This window comes from Pseudarthrobacter sp. L1SW (assembly GCF_020809045.1).
Lineage (GTDB): Bacteria > Actinomycetota > Actinomycetes > Actinomycetales > Micrococcaceae > Arthrobacter.
In genome coordinates this window covers 1,520,240-1,546,213 of the sequence record NZ_CP078079.1, presented here as the reverse complement: position 1 = coordinate 1,546,213, position 25,974 = coordinate 1,520,240, and the positions used below count along the sequence as shown (strand labels likewise).

The following is a 25,974-nucleotide window of genomic DNA, read 5'->3' as shown; positions in this document are numbered from 1 at the left end:
GCTTTTGGGGGGGCACACTAAGGAACCGCGATGAACTCATGCCGAACAACGGACGGACGGCCGGCAAACCTGGACACTTTCCGTTCATCTTGCCCCGGGACACTGCCCAGGTGACCGAGCAACAAAGCAGCAGCCGGGCAGCCGACGGCTATGCCGCGGAACAGGCCCCGGACAAGTTCCGCGGGCGGGCCCGTTACCGGCCACAGCTGGCGGGCTCTGCTGCCGCTCCCCCGGCACGGACGCTGGTTGACATCCTGCTGGACACGGCGGAGCGCTATCCCGACGCGTCGGCCCTCGACGACGGCCACAAGTCGCTGAGCTACGCCCAGCTGCTGGCCGAAGTCCGCGCCGCCGGGCGGGAGATGCACCTGGCTGGGCTGGGCGCCGGGGACAGGATCGGTGTGCGGATCCCCTCCGGCACCAACAGGTTGTACGTTTCCATCCTCGCCATCCTGCTCATCGGTGCCGCCTATGTCCCCGTGGACGCGGACGACCCCGAGGAACGCGCCAGGCTCGTCTTCGGGGAAGCCGGGGTGGCCGCCGTCGTCACGGAAAAGGGAATCAGCCTCACCGGCAGCAGGCCCGCCCCTTATCCGGCAGCCCGGACCGCGCACGTGGACGACGACGCGTGGGTGATCTTCACCTCCGGTTCAACCGGAACCCCGAAGGGCGTTGCCGTACGGCACCGTTCTGCTGCCGCGTTCGTGGACGCCGAAGCCCGGATCTTCCTACCTGCGGAACCGATTGGGACGGCGGACCGGGTGCTGGCGGGGCTGTCCGTGGCGTTCGACGCGTCCTGCGAGGAAATGTGGCTTGCGTGGCGGCACGGCGCCTGCCTGGTCCCTGCGCCCCGTGCCCTGGTGCGGACCGGCATGGATCTTGGCCCCTGGCTCATCAGCCACGGCATCACGGTTGTATCCACCGTCCCTACCCTGGCTGCCCTCTGGCCCGCCGAAGCGCTCGAAAACGTCCGGCTGCTGATCTTCGGCGGGGAGGCGTGCCCGCCGGAACTCGCGGAGCGGCTGGCCGTGGACGGCCGGGAAGTGTGGAACACCTACGGCCCCACCGAGGCCACGGTCGTGGCCTGCGCTGCGCGCCTGGGCGGCCCGGGTCCGGTGCGGATCGGCCTCCCGCTGGACGGCTGGGATCTGGCCGTGGTGGACGGCAGCGGGATTCCCGTTCCCCCGGGAGGCATTGGCGAGCTCATCATCGGCGGCGTTGGGCTTGCCCGCTATCTTGACGCGGCCAAGGACGCCGAAAAGTATGCGTCCTTTCCCACGCTCGGCTGGGACCGCGCCTACCGCTCGGGGGACCTTGTCCGCTTTGAAGCCGAGGGCCTCATCTTTATGGGCCGCGCCGACGAACAGGTCAAGCTGGGCGGACGGCGCATCGAACTGGGAGAAATCGACGCAGCCCTGCAGGCACTGCCAGGGATCGCGGGCGCTGCGGCCGCGGTCCGGACGACGGCGGCCGGGAACCAGATCCTCGTGGGGTACCTTGCGCCGGCCGGGCCTGCTGGGCTGGACCTGGCCGCCGCCCGCAGGCTCCTCGCGGACAGCCTTCCAGCTGCGTTGATTCCGCTGCTGGCCGTCGTCGACTCCCTGCCCACCAAGACCAGCGGCAAGGTGGACCGCAATGCCCTGCCCTGGCCGCTCCCCGGCAGCGGAGCCGACGACGCAGGCCCCGCCCTGGTGAACCTTCCCGATGACGCCCAGTGGATCGTTGACCAGTGGGGCGCTGTCCTGGGCAGTAAGGCAACCAGCCTCGACGCGGATTTTTTTGCGGCCGGGGGCGGATCCCTTGCCGCGGCGCAGCTCGTCTCTGCGCTGCGGGTCCGCTACCCCACGATCACTGTGGCAGACATCTACGCCACGCCCCGCGTCGGGGCCCTGATCGATGTAGCCCGTCAGTCACTGCCGGACGGCGCCCCCGCCGGCCCTGCCAAAGCGCGCACGGTCCGGCCCACCGCCCGGAAGTCCCAGGTTTTCCAGACGCTGATGGGCGTCCCGCTCCACATCCTCGTGGGCATGCGGTGGCTGACGTACCTGATGGCGGCGAACAACCTCCTGGCGGGGCTGGCCGGCTTCACCGCTGCGGCCACGGTGTCCTGGTGGTGGGTGGGTGCGTCCTGGCTGGTGTTCGTCAGCCCTGCCGGGCGCATGCTCATCTCCGTTGCAGCGGCCCGGATCCTGCTCCGGAACGTCAAGCCGGGCACCTATCCCAGATCCGGGAAAGTCCACCTCCGGCTGTGGCTGGCTGAGCAGATCCAGGACCTCGCGGGTGCGGTCAGCCTGGCCAGCGCACCCTGGGTGCCCTACTACGCAAGGGCCCTGGGCGCGAAAATCGGCAGCAACGTCAACCTGCACTCGCTGCCGCCCGTCACCGGTCTCCTGTCGCTGGGCACCGGAGCCAACGTGGAGCCCGAAGTTGACCTGTCGGGATGGTGGATCGACGGTGACAGCGTGCACATCGGAGCCATCCGGATCGGCGCAGGCGCCACGGTAGGCGCCCGGAGCACCCTGATGCCCGGCGCCAGCATCGGCGCCGGCGGCCAGGTGGAGCCCGGCTCGGCGGTCCTGGGCAAGGTCAAGGCAGGCCAGGTAGTGGCCGGTTCACCGGCGGAACGCCGCGGCAAAGCGAAGCAGAACTGGCCCGCCCAGCCGGCCACCGGTGCATTGCTGGCCCGGCTCTGGTTCACAGCCTTCGCCGCCGCCAGCGCACTGCTGGCCATGATCCCCTACGTTTCCGCTGGCGCTGCCTGCCTGGTGGCCTTCCTGTTCATCCGGGGCCACAGCTCACTGTCCGAGGCCTGGTTGCCCCTGCTGGCCTCCCTGCCCCTTGCCGCCCTGGTCTGGTTCACCGCCAACCTGCTGCTGGTCCTGGGAACCACGCGCCTGCTTGGGCTGGGCCTGCGGGAGGGCTACTACCGCGTGCGGAGCCGGATCGGCTGGCAGATCTGGGCTACCGAACGTGTCCTGGACCTGGCCCGGGACCTCCTGTTTCCCGTCTATGCCAGCCTCTTTACGCCCGTCTGGCTTCGCCTGCTCGGAGCAAAGGTCGGCAGGAACGTGGAGGCCTCCACCGTGCTGCTGGTTCCCAAGATGACCACCGTGGGAGAGGGCGCGTTCCTGGCGGATGACACGATGGTGGCCTCCTACGAGCTTGGCGGCGGCTGGTTGCGGATCGCACCGGCCAAGATCGGCAAGCGCTCGTTCCTGGGCAACTCGGGCATGACGGGGGCGGGCCGCAATGTTCCCAAGAACTCGCTGGTGGCCGTCCTGTCCGCGACACCTTCGAAAGCGAAGTCCGGAACCTCCTGGCTGGGCAGCCCGCCCGTACGGCTGCGGCGCACGGCCATCGCCTCGGACAGTTCGCTCACCTACCAGCCGCCAGCCAGGCTGAAGCTGGCACGTGCGTTGTGGGAGGCCTGCCGGTTCGTTCCCGTGGCGCTCACGGTGGGCCTCGCCGTGGGCGTGCTGCTGGCCCTGGACTGGCTCGCCGCATCCTTGGGCTACGCCCCGGCGGCCCTGCTGGGAGGCATGGTGATGCTGCTGGCCGGTGCCGTGGCTGCTGCCAGTGCAGTGGTTGCCAAATGGCTGCTCGTCGGCCGCATCAGGGCCGGGGAACACCCGCTCTGGAGCTCGTTCATCTGGCGGAACGAAGTAGTGGATACATTCATTGAAATGGTCAGCGCGCCGTGGTTCGCCCGGGCAGCCACCGGCACGCCGGCCCTTGTCTGGTGGCTGCGCGCCCTGGGCGCCAGGATTGGCTCCGGAACATGGTGCGAGAGCTACTGGCTGCCGGAAGCCGACCTGGTCACCCTTGGGGCGAACTCCACCGTCAACCGAGGCTGCGTCGTGCAGACGCACCTGTTCCACGACCGCATCATGAGCATCGGCCCTGTTACGCTCGAAGACGGCGCAACGATGGGACCGCACGGTGTCATCCTCCCGCAGGCGCGCATCGGCCACGGCGGAACGGTGGGACCGGCCTCCCTGGTAATGCGCGGGGAAACGGTACCGGCCGGAACCTACTGGATGGGCAACCCCGTCAGTCCGTGGGCCGGCCCCGGTGTTCCTGCACCCCGCCTGAAGTAAGTATTCGCCACCGTTTGTGATTGAGGCCCGCGTCCATGAGTCTTCCTGAACCAGCAGCGTCCGGACCCGCCACCGGGACGGCCATCCCGGGGGTGCTGTCCGACCGCTACATGCCGGGCCACGGTACCGACTCGTACCGGGTGTCCCGCTACGAGCTGGACCTCGACTACCGGATGGCCGCCAACCGGCTCACCGGCCGTGCCGTCATCTACGCCACGGCAGCCAGGCAGGCGTCCGCCGTCGTCCTGGACCTGGCGGGCCTTCGCGCCGTCAAAGTGCAGATGAACGGGCGGCGCGTGCGGCGCTTCGCGCAGCGGGCAGAACAACTGGTGGTCCATTTGGACGCCGACCTCGCCCCGGGCGAAACGTTCACAATAGACGTCCGCTATGAGGGCAATCCTGCTCCGCGCCGCGGGCTGTGGGGTGAAGTGGGCTGGGAGGAACTGACCGACGGCGTACTGGTGGCCGGCCAGCCCAACGGCGCGCCGTCGTGGTTTCCGTGCAACGACCATCCGCGGAGCAAGGCAAGCTACCGGATCGCGGTGACTACCGACGCCAATTACCGTGCCGTCTGCAACGGCACGCTGGTGGGCCACAGCATCAGGGCAAGCCGGGAGACCTGGACCTACGAGCAGGAGGAGCCGATGGCCACCTACCTGGCCACGGTCCAGATCGGCCGGTACGAATCCCTGGTCCTCGACCCGGGGGTCGCCCCGGGCGTGCGCCAAACCGCCGCAGTCCCGCCTGCCCTGGCAGCCGCGGCCCGCCAGGGGCTGCGCCTGCAGCCGGACATGATGCGCACGTTCGTCAGCTGCTTTGGGCCCTACCCGTTTTCCGAGTACACGGTTGTGGTGGCGGACGATGTCCTGGAAATTCCGCTGGAGGCCCAGACAATGGCCATTCTGGGCCGCAACCATCTCAGCCTGGACTGGGACGCCCAACGGCTGATCGCCCACGAACTCTCGCACCAGTGGTTTGGAAATTCGCTCACAGTCGGCGGGTGGCACGACATCTGGCTTCACGAGGGGTTTGCCTGCTACGCCGAATGGATCTGGTCCGAGGCGGCCGGCGTGATGGCCACCCACGACAGGGCGGCTGCGGCTTGGCGCAGGCTTTCCGCCGCCGGGCAGGACCTGCTCATCGGAGACCCCGGACCGGCCCTGATGTTTGACGACCGTGTCTACAAGCGCGGGGCACTGGCGCTGCACGCGCTCCGCATGCACTGCGGGGACCTTGCGTTCTTTACCCTGTTGCAGGAATGGACCAGGACCCACCGCCACGGCACCGTCTCAACGGCCGACTTCATCCTGATCGCCAACGGTGTTGCTGGCATTGACGCCGAGGCAGTGCTCCACCCGTGGCTCTTTGAGCTTGCGCTTCCGCCGCTGCCCGCCGCGCGGAGCCGGCTGGCCTAGCCCAGGGCCACGGCAGCAACCAGCGACGCCGGCAGGCCGGTTGCGGTGGACGGCAGGTCCCGCACTCCAGGTTCCTCCAGTGCGGCCACCGTCCTGGGATCCACCCTGAGCCCGTCGCCAGTCATCTTGAGCCAGGCCTCCTTACGGCTCCAGAGCCGGGCCCGTTCCCGCAGCAGCGCCCCGCCGTGAAGTCCTGCAAGGGTGAGCCTCTCGGAGGGGGTCAAGGCCACGGCGTCGAACCCCTCGAAGCCGAACCGTCCCGGATCCTCGGCGTCCACCCCCAGCCGCTCTCCCCTGCCGGGCGGGGAGACTGCCGCCAGCAGGACCCAGTTGCCGGTCCTGGCCATGCTTAGCAGCAGGGGCGCCGGACGGCCGCGATGCAGGAAGCCCGGGCGGCCATGGGAGAGGCCGGGTCCGGAACCGCATTGGGGGCAGGAGTAGGAGGGCTGCAGCTGCGATGCCGGGAGACCGAGCACGTCGCCGGCGAAACGGCGCAGTGCTGCCCTGCCGGCCAGGAACCGCCGGGCCGCAGCCGGATCCATGGCCGCTGCCCGCAGTTGTTCAGCGGGTCCGGGGACGAGCCCTTCCATGAATCCTTCCAGGCAATCCTGCTGCGCCTGCGGGCAGTGGACATCGGTTGCGATGTCCACTGCCCGCAGGGCCAGCCTGGCGTCCATGGGACTTGGGTGATACCGCCTAGCGCTGGACCGCGCCGAAGCGCTCAGCGGCCAGGGCGACGGCGCTCTCGCGTGCAGCCGAGGCCTCGTCCGCCGTCAGGGTGCGGTCGTTGGCACGGAACCGGAGTCCGAAGGCCAGGGACTTCTTGCCTTCCTCGATCCCCTTGCCGGCGTAGACGTCGAAGAGCGCAACGTCCTCCAGCAGTTCTCCGGCACCCTCGCGGAGGGCGGCCAGTACCTCATCGGCCGGAATCCCGGCGGGAACCACCAGCGCCACGTCCTGGGTGGCTACGGGGAACGTGGAGATGTGTTTCGCCACAATGACATCAGGCGCAGCATCGAACAGCGCGTCGGCGTTGAGCTCGAGGGCTACGGAGCGGGGCGGCATGTCCGCGGCGGCCAGCAGTTTGGGGTGCAGTTCACCGGCATAGCCCACCACTTCACCGCTGCGGAGCGAGAGCTTTGCGGCGCGGCCCGGGTGGAACGCCTGGTGCGCGCCCTGGCTGACCACAATGTCCACGCCCAGGACGTCGCCGGCGAGGCGGGCGACGTCCACGGCGTCAGCCCAGTCCCACAGCCGCGGCGTGTGCCCCGGTGCGGCGGGTGAATCATGGCCAGTGAGGACTGCGGCGAGGTGGAACGGCTGGGCGGGGACGCCGTCGTACAGCGCATCCAGCACCTCATCGGCAGGCTTGGCGCCCAGCGGCGGGATGGCGTCGGTGCCCGTCTTCTCGGACGGGTGGAACACCAGGCCCGATTCGAAGAGTGCCAGGTCCCGGAACCCGCGGGAGTGGTTCCGCTTGGCCACCTCGATCAGCCCGGGCAGGATGGAAGTCCGCAGGAAGCCCTGCTCCTCGCTGATCGGGTTTGCCAGCTTGACCGCGGTCCGGGCAGCACCCTGTTCAGGCACGCCGAAGGTGTCGTTGGCCGCCTTGGACACGAAGGGGTAGGCCAGGACTTCGGTGAGCCCGGCATCAGCCAGCGCCTGGATCAGGCGGCGGCGCTGCTGCTGCACGCGGGTCAGGCCGCGGCCGGGAGGTGCCACAGGCAGCGTGGCGGGAATCTGGTCGTAGCCCACCAGGCGGGCGATCTCCTCGGAGAGGTCCTCTTTGGTCTCCAGGTCGTGGCGCCAACTGGGGGCCGTGACGCTCCAGCCGTCGTCGTTCTTCACCACGGCTGCGCCCAGGTCCTCCAGGGAGGTGGTGATCTGCTCTTCGGTGAAGTCGATGCCGATCCGGGCGGCCGCGAAGGCAGCCGGAAGTTCGATGGTGACAGAGTCGGGGGCGGTTCCCACGTCGGTTCCCGCTTCGTCTGCCGTGCCTCCGGCGAGCTCCACCAGGAGGTCCACCACGCGCTGGGCGGCGGTGCCGGCAACCTGCCAGTCCACACCGCGCTCGAAGCGCTTGGACGCTTCGGACGGCAGCTTGTGGCGGCGGCGGGAACGGGAGATGGACACCTCGTCGAAGTGCGCGGCCTCAACCAGGATGTTCGACGTCGAGTCCCCCACCTCGGTGTCCGCCCCGCCCATCACGCCGGCGATGCCGATGGCGCCGGAGTCATCGGTGATCAGCAGGTCCTCGGCATCGAGGGTGCGCACCTTGTCATCGAGGGTGGTGATCTTCTCGCCGGCCGCGGCCCGGCGCACCACGATGTCCCCGGACAGCTTGTCCAGGTCGTAGCAGTGCGTGGGCTGGCCAAGTTCCAGCATCACGTAATTGGAGATGTCCACCGGCAGGGAGATGGAGCGGATGCCGGCCAGGCGGAGGCGGGACACCATCCACGGCGGGGTGGGCCTGGTGGCGTCCACGCCGCGGACGGTCCGGGCCACGAACCGGTCGCAGCCAGGGTTCCCGTAGATGGGGGCGTCGTCGTTGAGCTTGACGCCGTAGCCGCCGGAAAGCTCCGCGGGAGCGTCGACGCGCGACGCGGGATCCGTGAAGGCGGTGCCCGTGGCGTGGGCATACTCCCGGGCTACCCCGCGGATGGAGAAGGCGTAGCCCCGGTCCGGGGTGACATTGATTTCCGCGGCTTCATCGTAGAGGCCAAGCAGTTCCATGGCGTCCGTGCCCACCTCGGGGTCCAGCCCGATCCGGGACAGCACCAGGATGCCGTCGTGGTCCTCGCCGATGCCCAACTCGCGGACGGAGGCGATCATGCCGGCGGACAGGTGGCCGTACGTCCTCCGCGCGGAGATGTGGAAGTCGCCGGGCAGCACGGCGCCGGGAAGGGTGACCACCACTTTGTCGCCTTCCACGAAGTTGTGGGCGCCGCAGATGATGCCCTGCACGCCGGACGGGTCAATGCCGTCGCCGGTGAGCGTCTGCTCCTGGCCCTCGGGGACCACACGGACCTGGCACCAGTTGATGGTCTTGCCGTTGGTCTGCGGTTCCTTGACGATGCTGAGGACCTGGCCCACCACGATGGGGCCCTTCAGGGTGTCCGTGGGACGGTGGACGTCCTCTTCCTCGAAGCCCACCTTGACCAGTTCGGCCATCACGTCTTCGGCCGTTGCTCCGGCCGGTACCTCTGCAAATTCACGCAGCCAGGAAATTGGGATACGCACTGTTAGATCTCCATCCCGAAGTGCTCGCTGAAACGTACATCGCCTTCGATCATGTCGCGCATGTCGCCGACCTCGTTGCGGAACATCAGGGTCCGCTCGATGCCCATGCCGAAGGCAAAACCTGAATAGACGTCGGGGTCGATGCCCGCGGCGCGGAGCACGTTGGGGTTGACCATGCCGCAGCCGCCCCACTCGATCCATGCCGGTCCGCCCTTGGCGCCCGGGTGGAAGATGTCCAGCTCGGCAGAGGGCTCCGTGAAGGGGAAGTAATTGGGGCGCAGGCGGATCTGGGCTTCGCCGCCGAACATCTGCCGGGCGAAGTGTTCCAGGGTGCCGCGGAGGTCCGCCATGCTGAGCTTTTTATCAATGGCGAGGCCTTCGAACTGGTGGAACACCGGCGTGTGCGTGGCGTCGAGCTCGTCCGTGCGGAACACTTTTCCGGGGCACAGCACGTAGATGGGCAGCTCGCGTTCCAGCATGGAGCGGACCTGCACCGGGGACGTGTGGGTGCGCATCAGCAGGTGGGCCTCGGGCGGCTCCACGAAGAAGGTGTCCTGCATTTCGCGGGCCGGGTGGTCCGGCTTGAAGTTCAGTGCGTCAAAGTTGAACCACTCCGATTCCACTTCCGGGCCCTCGGCGATTTCCCAGCCCATGCCGACGAAGATGTCCGAGACGCGGTCCTGGAGGGTGGACAGGGGGTGCCGGGCACCGGCACGACGACGGCGCGGGGCGGCGGTGACGTCCACCGTCTCTTCGAGCAGGATCCGGGCGTCATTTTCGGCTTCCAGCTCGGCGGTGCGGTCCGCGAGCGCCTTGTTGACCCGCCCGCGGGAGGAGCCCATAAGCTTTCCGGCCACGGCCTTCTGGTCCTTGGGCAGCTTGCCGATTTCGCGGTTGGCAAGGCTGAGGGGGGACTTCTCGCCGGTGTGGGCGAGGCGCACCGCCTTCAGCTCGTCAAGGGTGGCCGCGCCGGCGATGGCGGCGACGGCCTGGTCTACAGCGGCAGTGATGGCGGCTTCATCCGTGGGGTTCGGGATGGCGGCGCCCGGCAAAGTTTCAGTCATCTACTGTTCTTAGCTACGAGTCGTGGCTGCCGGTGAATGGCGCAGCCTGCGCGGTTTCCCGGCGGCGCGTCCATCACTGGCAGGTCATGGATGAAAGCCCCAAGGGCAGGGCATTCAATGACCAGGTCAGGGCCCACCGGCAGAACCGGCGGCCACTATCCTCCAGTCTAATTGAACCGTCCGGCTAGCATGGCCTCATGACAGCGCCTCGAAGCCAGCGGGCACAGGAGCGCCTCACGGCCGCCCAGCGGCTGAGGCAGGCCGCCAACCTGGCCAACGGCAGCACGGTCCTTGGCCTCGCCGTCGCCCTTGCAGCGCGTACGGACATCCGCAGCGGACCGCGGGGCCTGGTCCTCGCCGGCGGGTACGGGTGGCGGCTGCCGTTCGCGGGGGCGTTCACCCTGGGCAACGTGGTGCTGTGCCGCTGCCCCGCCGACAACCTGCAGTTGCAGCCGGCCCTGCTGGGCCACGAGGAACGGCACTGCAGCCAGTACGCCTGGTGCCTGGGTTTCCCGTTCCTGCCGTTGTATCTCCTCAGCGCCGGGTGGTCGTTGCTGCGCACCGGGAACCCTGGGACGGCCAACATCTTTGAACGGGACGCCGGACTGGCCGCCGGCGGCTATCCCGAGCACGTGCGCCCCCGCCGCCGGCGCCGCGGGCCGGCTGAAGCGGAGGCGTGACCCATGGCAGCGGATTCCAGCAGCGGCAGGGAGGCAGAGGACGGCTTCGGGGCGGCCGGCTATCAGCCCGGCGGCCCGGGTTTCCCCGGGAATGGTCCGGGCGGCACCCACGCGCCCGGCGGTCCTCCGCGCGGCGCTGACCGGTTCGGCACCGTCACAGTCACCGGGACCGGCTCGGCGGCCGCTGCCCCTGATCTCATGGTGGTGTCCATCGGGGTGGAGTGCCGCGCCGACTCGGTGGAGGCCGCCTACTCCCGCGCCGGCGCCAGCTCGGAGGCCGTTGCGTCCGCGTTCCGCCGGCACGGCGTCGATGGTGCGGACGTCCGCACTGCCGGCCTGAACGTGCGGGCGGACCTCGCGTGGAGGGAAGGGGAGGGCCAGCGTCTGACGGGGTATGTTGCAGCCAGCACCCTCACAGTAAGGTTGCGGACGCCTGGCTCCGCATCCGCCGCGATCTCCGGAGCCGTCGAGGCGGGCGGCAACGAGGTCCGGCTGAACGGCCTCGAACTCACGTTCAGCGACGACGCCGCGGTGCGGGCACGGGCCCGTGAAGCTGCGTGGGTGGATGCGGCAAGTACGGCGCAGCAGTATGCCCGGCTTGCCTCGGCCCGGCTGGGACGGGTGCTTTCCATTGAGGACAACATCCCTGTCCAGGGTCCGGTGCCGCTGGCGCGGATGCAACGCGCCGCTTCGGTGGAATCCCTCGCCGTGGAAACCGGGGATTCGACGGTGGCCATGTCCATCACCGTGGTGTGGGAGCTCCTGGACCTCCCCTAAGTGCGTTGCGGTTCGTCGACGCGGGGCAGGCATGCTTGACTTTGCTTCGAACATAGATTCGAATGGAGGGCATGAGATGGGACGCCCAAGCACTGATGCCCCGGCCCGCAGGAACTGCTCCGGACACCGCTTCCCCACCCCTGCTTCCCTTGGCTGGCCTGGTCCGCTCTGTCACCACACCCGAGTTCGCCGGCATCACTTTCCACGAGGTCACCGCCAAATCGGTGCTCAACAAAGTGCCGCCCGGCTCCAGGATGCCGTTTGAGTGGACCATCAACCCCTACCGCGGCTGCAGCCATGCCTGCGTCTATTGCTTCGCGCGCAAGAGCCACACTTACCTGGATTTCGACGCCGGCCTGGACTTCGACAGCCAGGTGGTGGTCAAGGTCAACGCCGCGGAGGTCCTCCGCAAGGAACTCGCCAAACCATCCTGGGGCCGCCACCAGGTGGCGCTCGGCACCAACACGGATCCCTACCAGCGTGCCGAGGGCCGATACCGGTTGATGCCCGGGATCATCACCGCCCTTGCCGAGTCAGGCACTCCCCTCTCCATCCTCACCAAGGGGACGCTGCTGGCAAGGGACATTCCATTGCTGAAGAGCGCCGCAACCCAGGTGCCTGTGGGCCTGGGCATTTCCCTGGCCATGACCGACGAAGCCCTCTCCGAGGCAGTCGAGCCCGGCACGCCGGGGCCCCGGGCACGGCTCAAGCTTGTGTCCCGCCTTCGCGAGGCCGGACTGCCCTGCGGGGTGATGGCCATGCCCATCCTCCCCTGGCTTTCTGACAGCGATGAGGCCCTTGACGCTCTTTTCGCTTCATTGGCTGCTGCCGGTGCCACGGGCGTCACCGCCGGAGCCCTGTACCTGAAGCCGGGAACCAGGGAGTGGTTCATGAGGTGGATTGCCGCCAACCATCCCGGACTGGCCGGCCGCTACCGCCGCCTGTACGGCTCCGGCTCGTACGCCTCCAAGGAGTACCGGTCCTGGCTTGCCGGCAAAGTACGGTACTTCAAAGCACGCCACGGATTCAGCAATTCTTCCGGCTTCAGCCACAGGGACCTGGAGGACGACCCCCGTGGCGAGGAAGCCGAGTACCCGGCAGGCGCCATTCCGGCAGCGGCAGGCCATGGTGCCGGCCCCGCTACGCCCGGCAAGCCCGGAGTGCCAGGGCTTTCAGGGCCGGAGGGGCTTCCCCGGCTGGCAGGCCAGGGCGGACCAGCAGGACAGGCAACGCTCTTCTAGGAGCGCGCAGCCCCTGCCTGCACTGCCAGGGCGGAAAGAAGCGCCCTGACGATCGGGAAATCGGCGGGTATCCAGGGCAGGCCCAGGACGGCTTCCGGATCAGACAGCGCCACCCACCGCAGTTCATCGTGGTCTTCAAGCGGCCGGGCTTCCCCGCGGGCCACTTCCGCCAGCCACACCCTCATGCTGGCACTGTCGTTCAACGGCCAGCCTTGCGGCGCCTCCGCCGGAAGCTCGGGGCCGAGCCGCACGCCGATCCCGAGTTCCTCGAACAGCTCGCGGGCAAGTGCCGCTTCCGGTTGCTCGCCGGATTCCACCTTGCCGCCGGGGAACTCCCACATGCCAGCCAGCTTTTCAGGCGCGCTGCGCCGCGCCACCAGCAGCAGGGAGGGTTCCGTCAGGCTGTCAACGACGGCTCCGCCTACCACCTGTATCAGTCCAGTCACTGGCTCATTCTATGGGGGACAATGGTGGGGCCGGACACACCGTCCCCGCAGCGGGAATACCCTTCCCCCTTCCCGGGGTTGTTGGCAGGGTCCGGATTTACCAGCCCCACTGCCGCGGCATCGGTCCCATCATCACGTCCTACCCCGAAAAGCAGGCCTATGAGCAGCGTCCTCGAAACGTCCACGGCAGCCCCCACCCGGTCCCCCAACATCGCCATGGCCGTCTTTGCCCTCGCCATGGGCGGCGTGGGCATCGGCGTCACGGAATTCACCATGATGGGCCTGCTGAAGGAAGTTGAGCAGGGCCTGGGGATTTCGACGCCGGAAGCCGGACACCTCATTTCGGCCTACGCCCTGGGCGTGGTGGTGGGGGCACCGCTGCTCGCCGCCGTCGGCGCCAAGCTCCCCCGCAAGCACCTGGCGCTGGGACTCATGCTGTTTTTCACCGCCGCCAACTTCCTGTCCTTCCTTGCCCCTGACTACGGGACCATGCTGGCCTCGCGCTTTGCTGCGGGCCTGCCCCACGGCGCGTTCTTCGGAGTGGCAGCCGTCATTGCTGCCTCGCTGGTTCCGCCAACACGGCGGGGGTGGGCGATCTCCATGGTGATGGCCGGGCTCAGCATCTCCAACGTGGTGGGGGTTCCCTTTGCCACGTGGATGGGGCAAACATACGGCTGGCGGCTGCTGTTCATCATGGTGGGATTTATCGGGCTCCTGACGCTTGCCCTGGTCTGGAAGTTCGTCCCGTTCCACCACGCCCACCCGGACGCAAGCATCCGGCGCGAGCTGGGAGCCCTCAAGCGCCTGCAGGTCTGGCTGGCCATCCTGATCGGCATTGTGGGCTTTGGCGGCTTCTTCGCCACCTACACCTACATCGCGCACACCATGACGCTGGTGGCGGGCATCCCGTCGTCGCTGATTCCGCTGGTGGTGGCGCTGTATGGCCTGGGAATGGTGGCCGGCAACATCGTGGGCGGCAGGATCGCGGACAAGTCGGTGATGGGAACCCTGTACAAGGTGTTGCCCGCCATAGCCGTTGCCCTGGTGGTCTACGCCGTCGCAGTCCACTGGCCGTGGTCCGCCTTCGTCATGGTGTTCGTGGTGGGCGCATCAGGATCCATGCTGATCCCCGCGCTGCAGACCAGGCTCCTGGACGCGTCCCCTGACGCGCCGTCCCTTGCCTCGTCACTGAACCATGCGGCGCTCAACGTGGCCAATGCACTCGGCGCCTTCCTGGGCGGGCTGGTGATCGCCCTGGGCTGGGGATACGTTGCCCCCGCGCTGGTAGGCGCTGTCCTCGCCGTGATGGGACTCGGCGTCGCCATTGCCAGCGGCCTCCTGGAGCGCAGGAAGCCGCTGACCGCCTGATCCTTGGACCGGGCTGGCAGCGGCTTCCGGCCGCCAGCATTTGCCAGGCCGGCCTTACGACTGCGGGGCTGTTGCTGCAGGCTGCTGGCCTGTCCCCGTGGCGTTGGCCCGGTGCAGGTCGGGCTCCAGGTAGATGACGCGTGCAATGGGCACGGCCGCGCGGATCCGTGCCTCCGCTGTGTCGATTTCCGAGGCGATCTGGTCTCCGGTGGCAGAGCGGGTGACGGCGATCTTGGCCGCCACGAGGAGTTCCTCCGGCCCAAGGTGCAGGGTCTTGAGATGGATGATCCGCCCGCCGTCGGCTTCGATCGCCGCGGCGATTTTCTCGACGTCCTCCCTGGTTGCGGACTCGCCCAGGAGCAGGGACTTGGTTTCCAGCGCAAGCACGACGGCAATGGCCACCAGCAGCAGGCCGATCATTGCGGTGCCGGCCGCATCCCAGAGTCCGTCCCCGGTGATGAGCGTCAGGCTGACGCCAATGAGGGCGAAGACGAGGCCCACGAGGGCACCGAGGTCTTCCAACAGGATCACCGGCAGCTCAGGCTGCTTGGCACTGCGCACGAACCTGGCCCAGGACTGCTTTCCGCGGGAATGGTTCGACTCGATGACGGCTGTCCGGAGCGAGAAGGATTCCGCGATGATGGCGCCTACCAGCACGGCGAGGGGAACCCACCAGAAGCCGCCTTCGATGGCGTGCGGGTGCTGGAACTTGTCCCATGCCTCGTAGAGGGCGAAGAGGCCACCGACGCTGAACAGCACGATGGAGACGATGAAGGCGTAGATGTAGCGCTCCCGGCCGTAGCCGAAGGGGTGCTCGGGGCTTGGTGCCCGTTTGGCCTTCTTTCCGCCCACCAGGAGCAGGATCTGGTTGCCGGAGTCGGCCAGGGAGTGGATGGCTTCGGCGAGCATGGACGAGGAAAGCGTCAGTGCATACGCCACGAATTTCAGGGCGGCGATGGTCAGGTTCGCAGCCAGGGCCGCCACAACCGCCTTGGTACCGCCACTTGCAGCCAAGGGCTCCACCTCTTTCCGGTCAGGTTCAGCTGGGAAACTGCGGGTCCTGCCTCGGCTCCGCCCGTAGTTACCGTACCCGCCGCAACGCCCTGCATGCACCAGTGACTAACCGTAAGCCTGCTGACATTGCCGGGGCCTTATGTTAGCTTGAGCCTCATCGGGACCAAGGGATCCCGGCCACTATAAGGAGGAGACATGGGTTTTCTTGCTTGGATTATCCTCGGCCTTATCGTAGGGGCCATTGTTAAGGCCGTCATGCCCGGACGGGTTGGCGGCGGCTGGGTCACCAGCCTTGTTTTGGGTGTAGTGGGCGCCATTGTGGGCGGCTGGATCGGCAGCCTCCTGTTCAACAAGGGCGATCTTGCCTTCTTTGACCTGGGCACCTGGATTCTCGCTATCGTCGGCGGCCTTGTTGTTGCCGGCATCTACGGGGCAATCACCGGACGCGGCAAGGCTACCCGCGCACCCTGATCCGCTTCGATAACTCGACATTTACGCAAGGGCTCCGGACATCCGGGGCCCTTATCTTTTCCGGCAAGGACCCGGCATGGAAGCGCTGCCAGGTCTTGGGCTAGGCGGTCACCGGCGCGGGCAGGTGCTGCGACCGCGCGCTGGCGTAGAGGCAAACCGTTGCCGCAGTACCCAGGTTCAGGCTCTCGGCGGAACCATAGACCGGCACGGCAACCCTGTGGTCTGCCAGCGCCAGCTCCTCCTGGGACAGGCCCTGGGCCTCGTTGCCGAACAGCCAGGCGGTGGGCTGCTCCAGGGCATAGGCGGACTCCGGACCGCCGCCTGTCAGCCGCCGCCGGGCGTTCTCGTCCTGCAGGGTGTCGAGGTTGAGGGAACCGTAGCCGTCCGCCGCCAGGATGCCGATCCCCCGTGCCCGGCACGCGGTTACCAGTTCACCGATGTCCGCGCCCAGCACTACCGGGAGGTGGAAGAGGGATCCCGCGGTGGAGCGGACGGCCTTGGGGTTGTAGATGTCCACGCTCGAGGAGGTGAGGACGACGGCGTCCGCACCGGCCGAGTCCGCCGCACGGAGGACCGTTCCCGCGTTCCCGGGATCACGGACCTGGCACAGCACGGCAACCAGGCGGGGACCGGCGTCGAGCACCTCTTCCAGTGCCACGTCCAGGAAGCGGCAGACTGCCACGATCCCCTGCGGATTGACGGTGTCCGCCATGGCCGCAAGGACGTCATCAGTGGCAAGTCGGGCGTTGACCCCTTGGGACAGTTCCTCAAATTCCGGGAACCGGTCCAGGCAGCTTTCGCTGGCAAAGACCTCGGTGACCACGCCCGGGGCTCCGGCGGCCAGGCGCTTCTGGTGGAGTTTGAGGGCTTCGCGGACAGCCTGCGGTCCTTCAGCAAGGAACAGGCCACGCTTTAAACGCGCCGGGCGCCCGGCAAGCTTTGCCACGTCCCTCACCCGATCAGCTCGGGGATTGGACAGCGGAAAATCTTGCGGGCGCCCGGTTTCGTTCATACAAGAACTTTAGTGGCTGCGGCCACCGGTTCCTGAACTGCCCCTGACGGGAACAGCCAGTTGCTACGCAACTACCTTCTTGGCGGAGGTGTCGGCAGGCAGGGAATCCTTGGCAACCTTGACCAGTGCAGCGAAGGCGTTGGCGTCGGAAACGGCCAGCTCGGCGAGCATGCGGCGGTCAACCTCAACCTCAGCGGCCTTCAGGCCCTGGATCAGGCGGTTGTAGGTGAGACCATTGGCGCGGGATGCAGCGTTGATGCGCTGGATCCACAGGCGGCGGAAGTCGCCCTTCTTCTTTTTGCGGTCGCCGTAGCTGTACACAAACGAGTGCAGCAGCTGCTCTTTGGCCTTGCGGTACAGGCGTGAACGCTGTCCACGGTAGCCCTTTGCGCGTTCAAGGATAACCCGGCGCTTCTTGTGGGCGTTGACCGCCCTCTTCACACGTGCCACGTGCGTACTCCTTCGAAAATCTGATCCCAAGCATCTACTGCCGGTTTCCCGGCGGCCTGAGAAGGCTTTTTGGTAGGTGACCGGCCACCAGGTGGTGGTCAGTCAAAGAACTTGGAAACTAGATGCCGAGCATCTTCCGGATGACCTTGGCGTCGCCCTTGAAGACGATCTTGTCGCCGGCAAGGCGACGGGTCAGCCGCGAGGACTTGTGCTCGAGGTAGTGGCGGCGGTTGGCCTGCTGGCGGCGCAGCTTGCCGCTGCCGGTCAGCTTGAAGCGCTTCTTGGCACCACTGTGGGTCTTCATCTTCGGCATGGGAACCGATCTCCTTACGTATCCGCAGGCTGGGCCTGCAGCTCTCTCGCGCAGCCGCCCCTGCGGGCGGCATGCTGGTTGCTGACTGCCCGGGGACGGAACCCCAGGCAGTTGTGAACTAAGTGGTCTTCTTGCCAGCCGGCTTCGGCACTGCCTTGGGGGCAGGGCGGGCAGCAGGCTTCGGTGCCGCAGGCCTGGCCACCGGCTTCGGCGGAGCAGGAACCGCTGCAGGCTTAGGTGCTGCTGCGGGTGCGGCCGGAGCAGCCGGGGCAGCCGCAGCGGGCTTCTCGGCGGCCTTGGGTGCGGGAGCAGCCTTCGGGGCCGCAGCCTTGGGGGCCGCAGCCTTCGGAGCAGCTGCCTTGGAGGCCGCAGCCTTCGGAGCAGCTGCCTTGGAGGCCGCAGCCTTCGGGGCTTCCTGCTTTGGTGCTTCCTGCTTGGGCGCTTCCGCTGCCTTCGCGGGAGCTTCTGCCGCAGCAGGCTCGACGGCGGCCGGCTCCTGGGCCGGGGCCTCGGCTACTGTTTCCGGCTCCGTAGTGATGGCGAAACCCTCCGGAAGCAGATCCGCCAGCGACTGGGTCAGCGGAGCCTGGTCGTCACCCGAGGTGTCCACGCGGCCCGAAGCCTTGGCTTCGTTCTGCGCCTTCGCCTCGGCCCGCTGGGTAGCGCGGCGGGCTTCCGCCTTGGCCTCGGCCTTGTTCTTCAGGGGGCCAACCACCATGACCATGTTGCGGCCGTCAATGCGGGGGCTGGACTCCACTACGCCAACTTCAGCGACGTCGTCGGCAAAACGCTGGAGCAGGCGGATGCCCATTTCCGGGCGCTGCTGCTCACGGCCACGGAACTGGATCATGGCCTTGACCTTGTCCCCGGCGCCGAGGAAGCGCAGTGCGTGGCCGCGCTTGGTCTCGTAGTCGTGGGTGTCGATCTTCAGGCGGAAGCGGATTTCCTTCAGAACGGTGTTCGTCTGGTTCTTCCGGGCTTCGCGTGCCTTAACCGCGGCCTCGTACTTGTACTTGCCGAAGTCCATCAGCTTGCACACCGGAGGCTTCGCCTGAGGTGCAACTTCAACGAGATCAAGGTCGGACTCGGCAGCCAGACGCAGGGCATCCTCAATACGGACGATTCCTACCTGTTCACCTGCAGGGCCGACCAGCCGCACCTCGGGGACGCGGATACGCTCATTGATTCTTGGCTCGCTAATGTTAAAGCTCCTGTTTTTGTAGTGGATTCCGGCAAATAGAGAAGGCCCCCAATTGCCGGAGCAATCGAAGGCCTCTGAAAGATCGGATGCAGCTCCCGTCAAGGGACTGCCCGCACGGTTCCGGCGGACGCCGGTTCCATGCCCAACCAGGTACCCGGCAACCTTGCGCCCCGAAATGAATCGGAACAGCGGCTGACGCGGGTGGGAGAGAACTCCGCTTGCAAACTGCATGCCATCTTACAGAAAAAATTCCCGACAACGCTGTGCAGCGCCGGAGGGAACCTTGATCCGTGGGATCAATCTCTGAAATAACGACATCCAGTCGGTCTGTGTCAAGCTTACCAGTATGAGCACCCCAGACAGTAATTCACACGTTTTCGAGCCATCAGCCGGCGGTCCCGATGTCTCCCAGCAGGTTCGCGACATTTCCGAAGTGCCGGCAATCGAGGTCATCACCACGGCAGCCGTCCACCTGATGAGCGCAGCCGCCGTCAAGCTGGGGCTGGCGGCCGAGGACAACGCCGAGGAGCTGAAGGACCTGGACGAGGCACGGAAACTGATCACGGCCTTGGCCGGCCTGGTGACGGCCGCCGCCCCGGAGATCGGCTCGCAGCATGCAGGGCCGTTGCGTGACGGCCTGCGGTCGCTGCAGCTGGCATTCCGCGAAGAGTCGCTGATCCCCGATGCGCCCGGCAAGGGCCCTGGCGAGAAGTACACCGGCGCGGTCAACTAAGGCAACTTCTCCCCCAGCAGTCCGCGACGGCGGGCCGACCTCCAAAGGTCGGCCCGCCGTCGCGCTTTCCAGGCTCAGGCCGTCCCATCCCCTTCATCGATTGCTCCGTAACTGCCGTTTTGCGGGACCAAAAGGGCATTTGCGGAGCAATCGATGGGCGGGAGTGCTCACACCGCTGCGCGCCGCCGCCGCTGCTGCAGGACCAGCCCCGCAAAGCAGAGCAGCACCCCTGCAACCCCCACCGATACGAACCCTCCGGAGGGGCCCGTGCCGTCGATAAAGACGCCGGCGAGCGGTGCACCCAGGGCCACGCCTGCCGTCAGCGCGGACCCGTACCAGCCCATGGCTTCCCCACGGCGGTCCTCGGCGACCAGGTCAGCCACTTTTTCTGATGCCGAGGACAGCACGGGCGCGCACAGCAGTCCGGGCAGGAGCGAGGCGAAGGCCAGGGTCCAGGTGTCGTGGGCGAATCCCATGGGGATGGTCAGTGCCGCCATCCCCAGCAGCAGGACGAGTGGCGGGACTGGGCGGTGCATGGCGCCGTACACCAGGCCGCCCACTACCGACGCCGCGCACCAGAAGACGAACACGATGCCGATGTCGCGCTGGTGCCCGCCCGTCTCCAGGGCGGCAACAATGCCCACGTCCGTCCCGCTCAGGACCATGCCGGCACCGGCTGCCACCGCAAAAACAGCGCCGACGGCGGAGGTGAACCATGCGAAATTGTGCGCCACTTTGCCGCGCAGGCCAGCGCTGCCCCGGGCTTCCGCCGGCGCCAGTTCCGCCGCTGCCTCCTGCAAGTGCGCGGGGGCGGCGGTCACTACGGCGGCCTCTGCCGCACGGCATTCGTCGGCAGTGGATTCCCCGGCCTGGTCCGCGCTCCGGGTGGGCGGGTTGAACCACATCAGGAACAGGCCGGCAAGAGACGTGGAGACGCCCACCACGGTCAGGCCCAGCACAGTGAACCCGCTGGTGGCAACGATGGCGCCCGCAGCGGGGCCGATCATGAACACTATCTCGGTGGTAATCGCGTCGAGGGCGAAGGCGGTACGGCGCTGGTCGCCGTCCGCCAGAACGCCCAGGGACTGGCGGACCACGCTGAAGATAGGGAGCGTGAGCAGCCCGCCCACGAACACCAGGGGAAGGAGCCACTGGTACGACACATGCGGAACCACCGACCAGATAATGGTTTCAGAGATCACGGACGGGACCAGTGCCGCGCGCAGGCCCACGGTGTCAACGCGCCGCCCGCGCCAGGGTGCACCAAGGGCAATGCCGATGGTCATGACGGCGGCAGCAGCACCCGCGGCGGCATATCCCTGGTCCAGGGTGAGGACGATGTGCAGGGTCAGCAGCACGCCGGCCGCGGAATGGGGAATACGGGCAACCATGCCCACCAGCAGCAGCCTGCGGACAGGCCCGACGGCGAGCAACTCCCGGTAGAGAGCGAAATTCACGGTGATCCTCACGTCTGCCGCAGTGGGCCGGGGATCACCCCGCCTGACTGCGGCTAGCGGTCTGCGCGCCTCAACTTAACCTCAATCGAGTCGACGCGCTCCCCAAACAATACATTCCGCGACCACTGCGCCTGGAGGCCTGCCACGAGTTCCTGCACTCCGGCCGCATCAAGGCCGTCTTCAAGGTAGAGCACAACCTGCAGTTCAGGCCCCGGGCCGCCGCCGGCAACCACGGTCCCATCGGCGGCGCGGGCGGCCACTCCCCTGCCCGGCACCAGGTCGATGCTCCGCACTGCGGGAAACCCCGCAGCGGCCCGGACCATCTCTTCCGCCAGCTCTCCGTCCTCGTAGGAGGGGACCCACCCGTACTGCTGCGCCAGGGCCCAGACCCCGGGCCGGCGCACCACGAACGTGAACTCGGAGCCCGGATCAAGGACCAGCAGCTCGGCGCCCTCGGCGACGGCCGAGAGCGCCGCGCGGGCAGCGTAGACGGCAACCGGCCTGGCGTCCGGGTGCCAGGCGGCCAGGGCAGCCGTGGTGGTGAAGGCGGGCATTGCCGTCCTTCCGTCGGCGGCTTTGAGGGTTACCAGGGCCATGTCCGCCTGTTTGTCGGAGCTCAGGCCGAGGGCGCCCTCGGCATCCTCTGCGAGCTGGGCGACGATGGGGATGAAGACCCGGGCGCTGGCGAGTGACGCCACTACGCCTGCTTCGTCCCCGGTCCCTTCCCGGAGCGCTGCTATGGCGGCCAGGTAGGCGCCGCTGGCCGTTCCGTCGTCGTCCTCGAAGTTATGGATTTTGGCGTGTTCACCGGCCAGGCTGCGTCCGGCCCACGGTTGCCCGGCGGAGTCGGCAACGCCTCCCGCACCTGCCAGCGCGGCGGCGATATGGCCGGGAAGGTGTCGTTGCTGAGGGACCCCGGGTCCGGTTTCGTTGCTGGCCATCGCTTGCCTTTTGCTGCGCCGGGGCGGCCTAGCGGCGGCCGGCGACGTCGAGCGCTTCGGGCAGCGTGAAAGCGCCCGCATAGAGGGCCTTGCCCACGATGGCACCCTCGACACCCAAAGGCACCAAGGAACGGAGGACCTTCAGGTCGTCGAGGCTGGAAATGCCGCCTGACGCGACCACCGGCTTGCCTGTCTTTTCCACCATCTGGCGGAGGAGTTCTACATTGGGTCCCTGCAGCGTGCCGTCTTTGGTCACGTCCGTGACCACGTAGCGGCTGCAGCCTGCTTCCTCGAGGCGGCCCAGGACGTCCCAGAGGTCCCCACCTTCCTTGGTCCAGCCCCGGCCGGAGAGCGTGCTGCCGCGGACATCAAGTCCGACGGCGATTTTGTCGCCAAAGCGTTCGATGGCCCGGCGCGTCCATTCGGGGTTCTCCAGCGCGGCGGTTCCCAGGTTCACCCGGGCCACGCCGAGGTCCAAGGCCGCTTCGAGGGTTTCGTCGTCACGGAGACCGCCGGAAAGTTCCACCTTGATGTCCAGACGGCCCACCACGTCGCGGAGCAGTTCCGCGTTCGAGCCGCGGCCGAATGCGGCATCGAGGTCCACCAGGTGCACCCACTCGGCACCCTGCTGCTGCCAGTTCAGGGCGGCTTCCAGCGGGGTGCCGTAGCTGGTCTCACTGCCCGCTTCCCCCTGGACCAGCCGGACGGCCTGGCCATTGACGACGTCGACGGCGGGCAGCAGTTCAAGAACCGGCAGATCGGTTGCGGTGGTCATGTCAATCCTTCGGGTCGGGGTCAGTGTGGCCAGCTGCCGGTCAGTTGCCGGGCAGGGTGAGCAGGTAGGCAGCGAGCAGGGACATGCCCGCCAAAACGTAGAACGATATCTGGGTCCAGAGCGGCTTGTGCTGCTGCCTGAATGACAGGGCGCCGCCGATCAGCAGGCCGGCGAGCCCCATCAGGAGGACGGACCACCACATCTAGGCGGTGCCGTCTTCCCTTGATGGGACGCCGGCGGGCGCCGCGGCACCGGCAGCAGGCTTCTTCAGGTTGTGCACCCAGTTGTGCAGCAGCCGGGCGCCGGCGTCACCCGACTTCTCCGGGTGGAACTGGGTGGCACACAGCGGACCGTTTTCGACCGCAGCAATGAAGGGGCCGCCGTGCTCGGACCAGGTAACCAGGGGTGCGGCCATCCGAGGCTGGACAACATCGAAGTTCCATTCCTGCACGCCATACGAGTGCACAAAGTAGAACCGCTCGTTTTCGACGCCGGCGAACAGCTTGGATCCCTCCGGCACCTTCACGGTGTTCCAGCCCATATGCGGCACCACGTCAGCGGGCAGGAGCTCCACCTTGCCCGGCCATTCACCGATACCCTCCGCCTCCGTGCCGTGTTCGACGCCTGCCTCAAAGAGCACCTGGAGCCCCACGCAGATACCCAGGACCGGGCGGCCGCCGGCCACCCGCCTGCCGATGAGGCGGATGCCGTCCACCGCTTTGAGCTCACGCATCACCGTTTCGAAGGCGCCGACGCCGGGAACCACCAGGCCGTCCGCGTTCAGGACGTCCTCGGGCTTGGAGCTGAGGATGACTTCCGCGCCGGCGCGTTCGAGGGCACGCACTGCGGACCGGACGTTACCGGAACCGTAGTCCAGGACCGTCACGGTGGGCTTGCCTTCAGGCGAGGGCAGCTTCCGGGAGGCCGAGGGGTCGACGATGGCGCCGTCCCGCAGGACCTGCCCGCTCACAGCGCACCCTTCGTGGACGGGATTCCCTCAACGCGAGGATCCGGTTCCACGGCTGCGCGCAGTGCCCGGGCGAAGGCCTTGAACTGGGCCTCGACAATGTGGTGGGGATCCCGGCCCGCGATGACGTTCATGTGCAGGCAGATGCCGGCGTGCAGGGTGATTGCTTCGAAGACGTGGCGGGTGAGGGATCCGGTGAAGTGGCCGCCGATGAGGTGGTATTCCTGGCCGGCAGGCTCGCCCCCGTGCACCAGATACGGACGCCCGGAAACGTCCACCACGGCGTGGGCCAGTGCTTCGTCAAGGGGAACGGTGGCTTCTCCGAACCTGCGGATGCCTGCTTTGTTCCCCAAGGCGGTGCGCAGCACTTCGCCGAAGGTGATGGCCACGTCCTCCACCGTGTGGTGGACATCGATGTGGATGTCACCGGTGGCTTTGACGGTCATGTCGATCAGGGAGTGCTTGCAGAGCGCGGTGAGCATGTGGTCGTAGAACGGCACCGACGTGTCGATGTCCGAGGTGCCGGTACCGTCAAGGTTGATTTCCACGAGCACGGAGGACTCACTGGTGGCACGTTCCATGCGCGCGGTCCGGGCCGCGGCAACATTCGATCCGGTGGTACTCATGCTTGGGGTCCTTTTGGGCAGAAGGGGTGGTTCGGGCGTCCAGCGCCGGTTCTTCCAGTCTAGGCGGGAAGCTTGGCCTGGCTGGCAAGGATGCTTTCGAGGGAGGTCAGGAAGGCTGTGGTTTCGGTCTCAGTTCCGGCCGTGACGCGGAGATGCCCGGGGATTCCCACATCCCGGACCAAAACGCCGGCCTCCAGCAGCCCCTGCCACACCTGGTGGGGGTCCTCCAGGCCGCCGAAGAATACGTAGTTGGAGTCTGAGGCGGCAGGCTTGAGGCCCATCCGCGTCAGCTCGGAGACGATGCGATCCCGCTGCCGTTTGATGTCTTCCACATCCGCCATCAGCGCCTCCCGGTGCTGGAGGGCTGCGAGGGCGGTGGCCTGCGTGATGGCGGAAAGGTGGTACGGAAGCCGGACCAGCCGCAGTGCATCGGTAACTTCGGGGGCTGCCGCCATGTAGCCGAGGCGTGCGCCGGCCAGCGCGAACGCCTTGCTCATGGTCCTCGAGACGATCAGCCGTTCCCGGCCTGGCAGCAGCGTCAGCGCACTGGGCGTTCCGTCATGCGCAAACTCGTGGTACGCCTCGTCGACGATCACGATCGTCTGGCTTGCCTCGCCGGCCTCGTAGACGGCTTCCACCACGTCCAGCCCAAGGCCGGTTCCCGTGGGGTTGTTGGGTGAGCACAGGAAGACGATGTTGGGCTGCAGCTCCTTGACCTGCCGCGCTGCGGATTCAGCACTCAGCCCGTAGCCTTCGGCCCGCTCGCCCACAATGTATTCGGTGTCTGTTCCGCTGGCCAGCAGGGGATACATGGAGTACGTGGGAGGGAATCCGAGCGCCGTGCGTCCCGGGCCTCCGAAGGCCTGGAGTATCTGTTGCAGGACTTCGTTGGAGCCGTTGGCCGCCCACAGGTTGGATTCGTCCAGCCCGTGCCCCAGGTACTCCGCCAGCGCCTTCCGCAGGTCCGTGAATTCCCGGTCCGGGTATCGGTTGAGGCCGGCTGCCGCCTCTGACACCGCTGCGCTGATGGCTGCCCTGACGTCCGCCGGGACCCCGTGGGTGTTTTCATTGACGTTCAGGAGAATTGGAACGTCCAGCTGGGGCGCGCCGTAGGGGGTAAGCCCACGGAGGTTGCTGCGGAGGGGAAGCCGGTTCAGGCGCTCTAGCTGGTCATTCACCTGAACAGTTTAGTGCCCGCGCCGGACACCGGAAAATGTGACGGCTCCCTGTTCGCCCTCGGCGTGCTGCGCCCCTTCCGTTGCCGGACAGGCATGATGCCCGGGGGCTAGGTGGCGGGCACGAACAGCTGCTGGCCGGGGAAGACCGCGCCGGCAGGCAGGTTGTTGAGCTGGACGATGTCCGCCACGACGTCCCGGGGGTCGCGCTCGGGTGCGACGCTGGCCGCAATGCCCCACAGCGACTCGCCGGGCTGGACGGTGACCGTGACAGTGGGCGTGGTAGCAAGATCAGCAGCAGACTCCGACGCCTTGGCCGGGGCATTGAAGAAGCCCGCCAGGGAGAGGAGCAGGGCCGCCAGCATGACCAGCGGAATCCCGATCAGCACGATGCGGCCGCGGCGCGTCAGGCGGAGCGGCGGAAGCGGCGCCGGCCGTTCGGCCTGCCGGATCTCGGACTCGGACAGGATTTGCTGCACCGAAAGCAGCTGCTGGCGTGAACCCCGCGAAA

At 67.5% G+C, this 25,974-nt stretch carries 25 protein-coding genes; 8 read left to right on the top strand and 17 right to left on the bottom strand.

What is annotated here, in order from left to right:
* Positions 1–38: 38 nt before the first annotated feature.
* Entirely contained in the window at positions 39–4,097 is a 4,059-nt protein-coding gene (locus KTR40_RS07125) for a Pls/PosA family non-ribosomal peptide synthetase (protein WP_228405722.1), read from the top strand.
* Between the two features lie 35 nt (positions 4,098–4,132).
* The gene (locus KTR40_RS07120; RefSeq protein ID WP_370633177.1) at positions 4,133–5,512 is read left to right on the top strand and encodes a M1 family metallopeptidase; all 1,380 of its coding nucleotides are present in this window, start codon (positions 4,133–4,135) and stop codon (positions 5,510–5,512) included.
* Here KTR40_RS07120 and KTR40_RS07115 read toward each other — a convergent pair.
* From KTR40_RS07115 to pheS, 3 genes are read right to left on the bottom strand one after another with little or no spacing between them, the layout of a single operon-like run.
* The gene (locus KTR40_RS07115) at positions 5,509–6,189 is read right to left on the bottom strand and encodes a 4'-phosphopantetheinyl transferase superfamily protein (protein ID WP_228405721.1); all 681 of its coding nucleotides are present in this window, start codon (positions 6,187–6,189) and stop codon (positions 5,509–5,511) included. The genes KTR40_RS07120 and KTR40_RS07115 overlap by 4 nt on opposite strands.
* A 19-nt stretch (positions 6,190–6,208) precedes the next feature.
* A complete protein-coding gene (gene pheT / locus KTR40_RS07110) occupies positions 6,209–8,752 on the bottom strand; it encodes a phenylalanine--tRNA ligase subunit beta (RefSeq protein WP_228405720.1) in 2,544 nt (847 codons plus the stop codon).
* Between the two features lie 2 nt (positions 8,753–8,754).
* Positions 8,755–9,816: a phenylalanine--tRNA ligase subunit alpha gene (gene pheS / locus KTR40_RS07105; RefSeq protein WP_228405719.1), complete on the bottom strand. Its 1,062-nt coding sequence runs from the start codon at positions 9,814–9,816 to the stop codon at positions 8,755–8,757.
* Positions 9,817–10,013: 197 nt separating this feature from the next.
* On the opposite strand from pheS, the gene KTR40_RS07100 reads away from it, so the two are divergent.
* The 3 genes from KTR40_RS07100 to KTR40_RS07090 all read left to right on the top strand — a co-directional run bounded on the left by KTR40_RS07100 (position 10,014) and on the right by KTR40_RS07090 (position 12,514).
* Complete coding sequence (locus KTR40_RS07100) at positions 10,014–10,496, top strand: hypothetical protein (RefSeq protein WP_228405718.1); 483 nt, start codon at positions 10,014–10,016, stop codon at positions 10,494–10,496.
* 3 nt (positions 10,497–10,499) lie between these two features.
* On the top strand, positions 10,500–11,273 hold the full coding sequence (locus KTR40_RS07095) for an SIMPL domain-containing protein (RefSeq protein ID WP_228405717.1): 774 nt from the start codon (positions 10,500–10,502) through the stop codon (positions 11,271–11,273).
* A 71-nt stretch (positions 11,274–11,344) separates the two neighbouring features.
* Positions 11,345–12,514: an Rv2578c family radical SAM protein gene (locus KTR40_RS07090; RefSeq protein ID WP_228406054.1), complete on the top strand. Its 1,170-nt coding sequence runs from the start codon at positions 11,345–11,347 to the stop codon at positions 12,512–12,514.
* Here the strand turns inward: KTR40_RS07090 and KTR40_RS07085 are convergent.
* Positions 12,511–12,960 (bottom strand): (deoxy)nucleoside triphosphate pyrophosphohydrolase, encoded by a 450-nt coding sequence (locus KTR40_RS07085; RefSeq protein ID WP_304940894.1) that lies wholly within the window; start codon positions 12,958–12,960, stop codon positions 12,511–12,513. The genes KTR40_RS07090 and KTR40_RS07085 overlap by 4 nt on opposite strands.
* Positions 12,961–13,119: 159 nt before the next feature.
* On the opposite strand from KTR40_RS07085, the gene KTR40_RS07080 reads away from it, so the two are divergent.
* On the top strand, positions 13,120–14,328 hold the full coding sequence (locus KTR40_RS07080; protein WP_228405716.1) for an MFS transporter: 1,209 nt from the start codon (positions 13,120–13,122) through the stop codon (positions 14,326–14,328).
* Between the two features lie 54 nt (positions 14,329–14,382).
* Here the strand turns inward: KTR40_RS07080 and KTR40_RS07075 are convergent, their stop codons facing one another.
* On the bottom strand, positions 14,383–15,342 hold the full coding sequence (locus KTR40_RS07075; RefSeq protein WP_139028747.1) for a cation diffusion facilitator family transporter: 960 nt from the start codon (positions 15,340–15,342) through the stop codon (positions 14,383–14,385).
* Positions 15,343–15,537: 195 nt separating this feature from the next.
* On the opposite strand from KTR40_RS07075, the gene KTR40_RS07070 reads away from it, so the two are divergent.
* The gene (locus KTR40_RS07070) at positions 15,538–15,813 is read left to right on the top strand and encodes a GlsB/YeaQ/YmgE family stress response membrane protein (protein WP_066274925.1); all 276 of its coding nucleotides are present in this window, start codon (positions 15,538–15,540) and stop codon (positions 15,811–15,813) included.
* A gap of 100 nt (positions 15,814–15,913) precedes the next feature.
* Here KTR40_RS07070 and KTR40_RS07065 read toward each other — a convergent pair whose 3' ends face one another.
* From KTR40_RS07065 to infC, 4 genes are all read right to left on the bottom strand, one after another.
* Complete coding sequence (locus tag KTR40_RS07065) at positions 15,914–16,825, bottom strand: RNA methyltransferase (protein ID WP_228405715.1); 912 nt, start codon at positions 16,823–16,825, stop codon at positions 15,914–15,916.
* 63 nt (positions 16,826–16,888) lie between these two features.
* Entirely contained in the window at positions 16,889–17,275 is a 387-nt protein-coding gene (rplT, locus tag KTR40_RS07060) for a 50S ribosomal protein L20 (protein ID WP_066274920.1), read from the bottom strand.
* A gap of 118 nt (positions 17,276–17,393) precedes the next feature.
* Positions 17,394–17,588 (bottom strand): 50S ribosomal protein L35, encoded by a 195-nt coding sequence (gene rpmI, locus KTR40_RS07055; RefSeq protein WP_009358635.1) that lies wholly within the window; start codon positions 17,586–17,588, stop codon positions 17,394–17,396.
* Between the two features lie 118 nt (positions 17,589–17,706).
* The gene (infC, locus tag KTR40_RS07050; protein WP_255708712.1) at positions 17,707–18,747 is read right to left on the bottom strand and encodes a translation initiation factor IF-3; all 1,041 of its coding nucleotides are present in this window, start codon (positions 18,745–18,747) and stop codon (positions 17,707–17,709) included.
* Between the two features lie 388 nt (positions 18,748–19,135).
* Between infC and KTR40_RS07045 the strand changes: the two genes are divergently transcribed.
* Positions 19,136–19,522, top strand: a complete 387-nt coding sequence (locus KTR40_RS07045; RefSeq protein WP_139028745.1) for a DUF1844 domain-containing protein — start codon at positions 19,136–19,138, stop codon at positions 19,520–19,522.
* A 167-nt stretch (positions 19,523–19,689) separates the two neighbouring features.
* Here KTR40_RS07045 and KTR40_RS07040 read toward each other — a convergent pair whose 3' ends face one another.
* The 8 genes from KTR40_RS07040 to KTR40_RS07005 form a co-directional block, all read right to left on the bottom strand.
* Entirely contained in the window at positions 19,690–20,979 is a 1,290-nt protein-coding gene (locus KTR40_RS07040; RefSeq protein WP_228405714.1) for an MFS transporter, read from the bottom strand.
* 53 nt (positions 20,980–21,032) lie between these two features.
* Positions 21,033–21,920 (bottom strand): SseB family protein, encoded by an 888-nt coding sequence (locus tag KTR40_RS07035; protein ID WP_228405713.1) that lies wholly within the window; start codon positions 21,918–21,920, stop codon positions 21,033–21,035.
* A gap of 28 nt (positions 21,921–21,948) precedes the next feature.
* Positions 21,949–22,695 (bottom strand): bifunctional 1-(5-phosphoribosyl)-5-((5-phosphoribosylamino)methylideneamino)imidazole-4-carboxamide isomerase/phosphoribosylanthranilate isomerase PriA, encoded by a 747-nt coding sequence (priA, locus tag KTR40_RS07030; protein WP_228405712.1) that lies wholly within the window; start codon positions 22,693–22,695, stop codon positions 21,949–21,951.
* 40 nt (positions 22,696–22,735) lie between these two features.
* Positions 22,736–22,897, bottom strand: a complete 162-nt coding sequence (locus KTR40_RS07025; RefSeq protein ID WP_171058961.1) for a hypothetical protein — start codon at positions 22,895–22,897, stop codon at positions 22,736–22,738.
* On the bottom strand, positions 22,898–23,665 hold the full coding sequence (hisH, locus tag KTR40_RS07020) for an imidazole glycerol phosphate synthase subunit HisH (protein ID WP_228405711.1): 768 nt from the start codon (positions 23,663–23,665) through the stop codon (positions 22,898–22,900).
* A complete protein-coding gene (gene hisB / locus KTR40_RS07015) occupies positions 23,662–24,288 on the bottom strand; it encodes an imidazoleglycerol-phosphate dehydratase HisB (RefSeq protein ID WP_066274905.1) in 627 nt (208 codons plus the stop codon). The genes hisH and hisB overlap by 4 nt, the downstream gene beginning before the upstream one ends.
* A gap of 59 nt (positions 24,289–24,347) precedes the next feature.
* Positions 24,348–25,466, bottom strand: a complete 1,119-nt coding sequence (locus tag KTR40_RS07010; RefSeq protein ID WP_228405710.1) for a histidinol-phosphate transaminase — start codon at positions 25,464–25,466, stop codon at positions 24,348–24,350.
* A 107-nt stretch (positions 25,467–25,573) separates the two neighbouring features.
* On the bottom strand, positions 25,574–25,942 hold the full coding sequence (locus KTR40_RS07005; RefSeq protein ID WP_370633191.1) for a LysM peptidoglycan-binding domain-containing protein: 369 nt from the start codon (positions 25,940–25,942) through the stop codon (positions 25,574–25,576).
* Between the last annotated feature and the right edge of the window lie 32 nt (positions 25,943–25,974).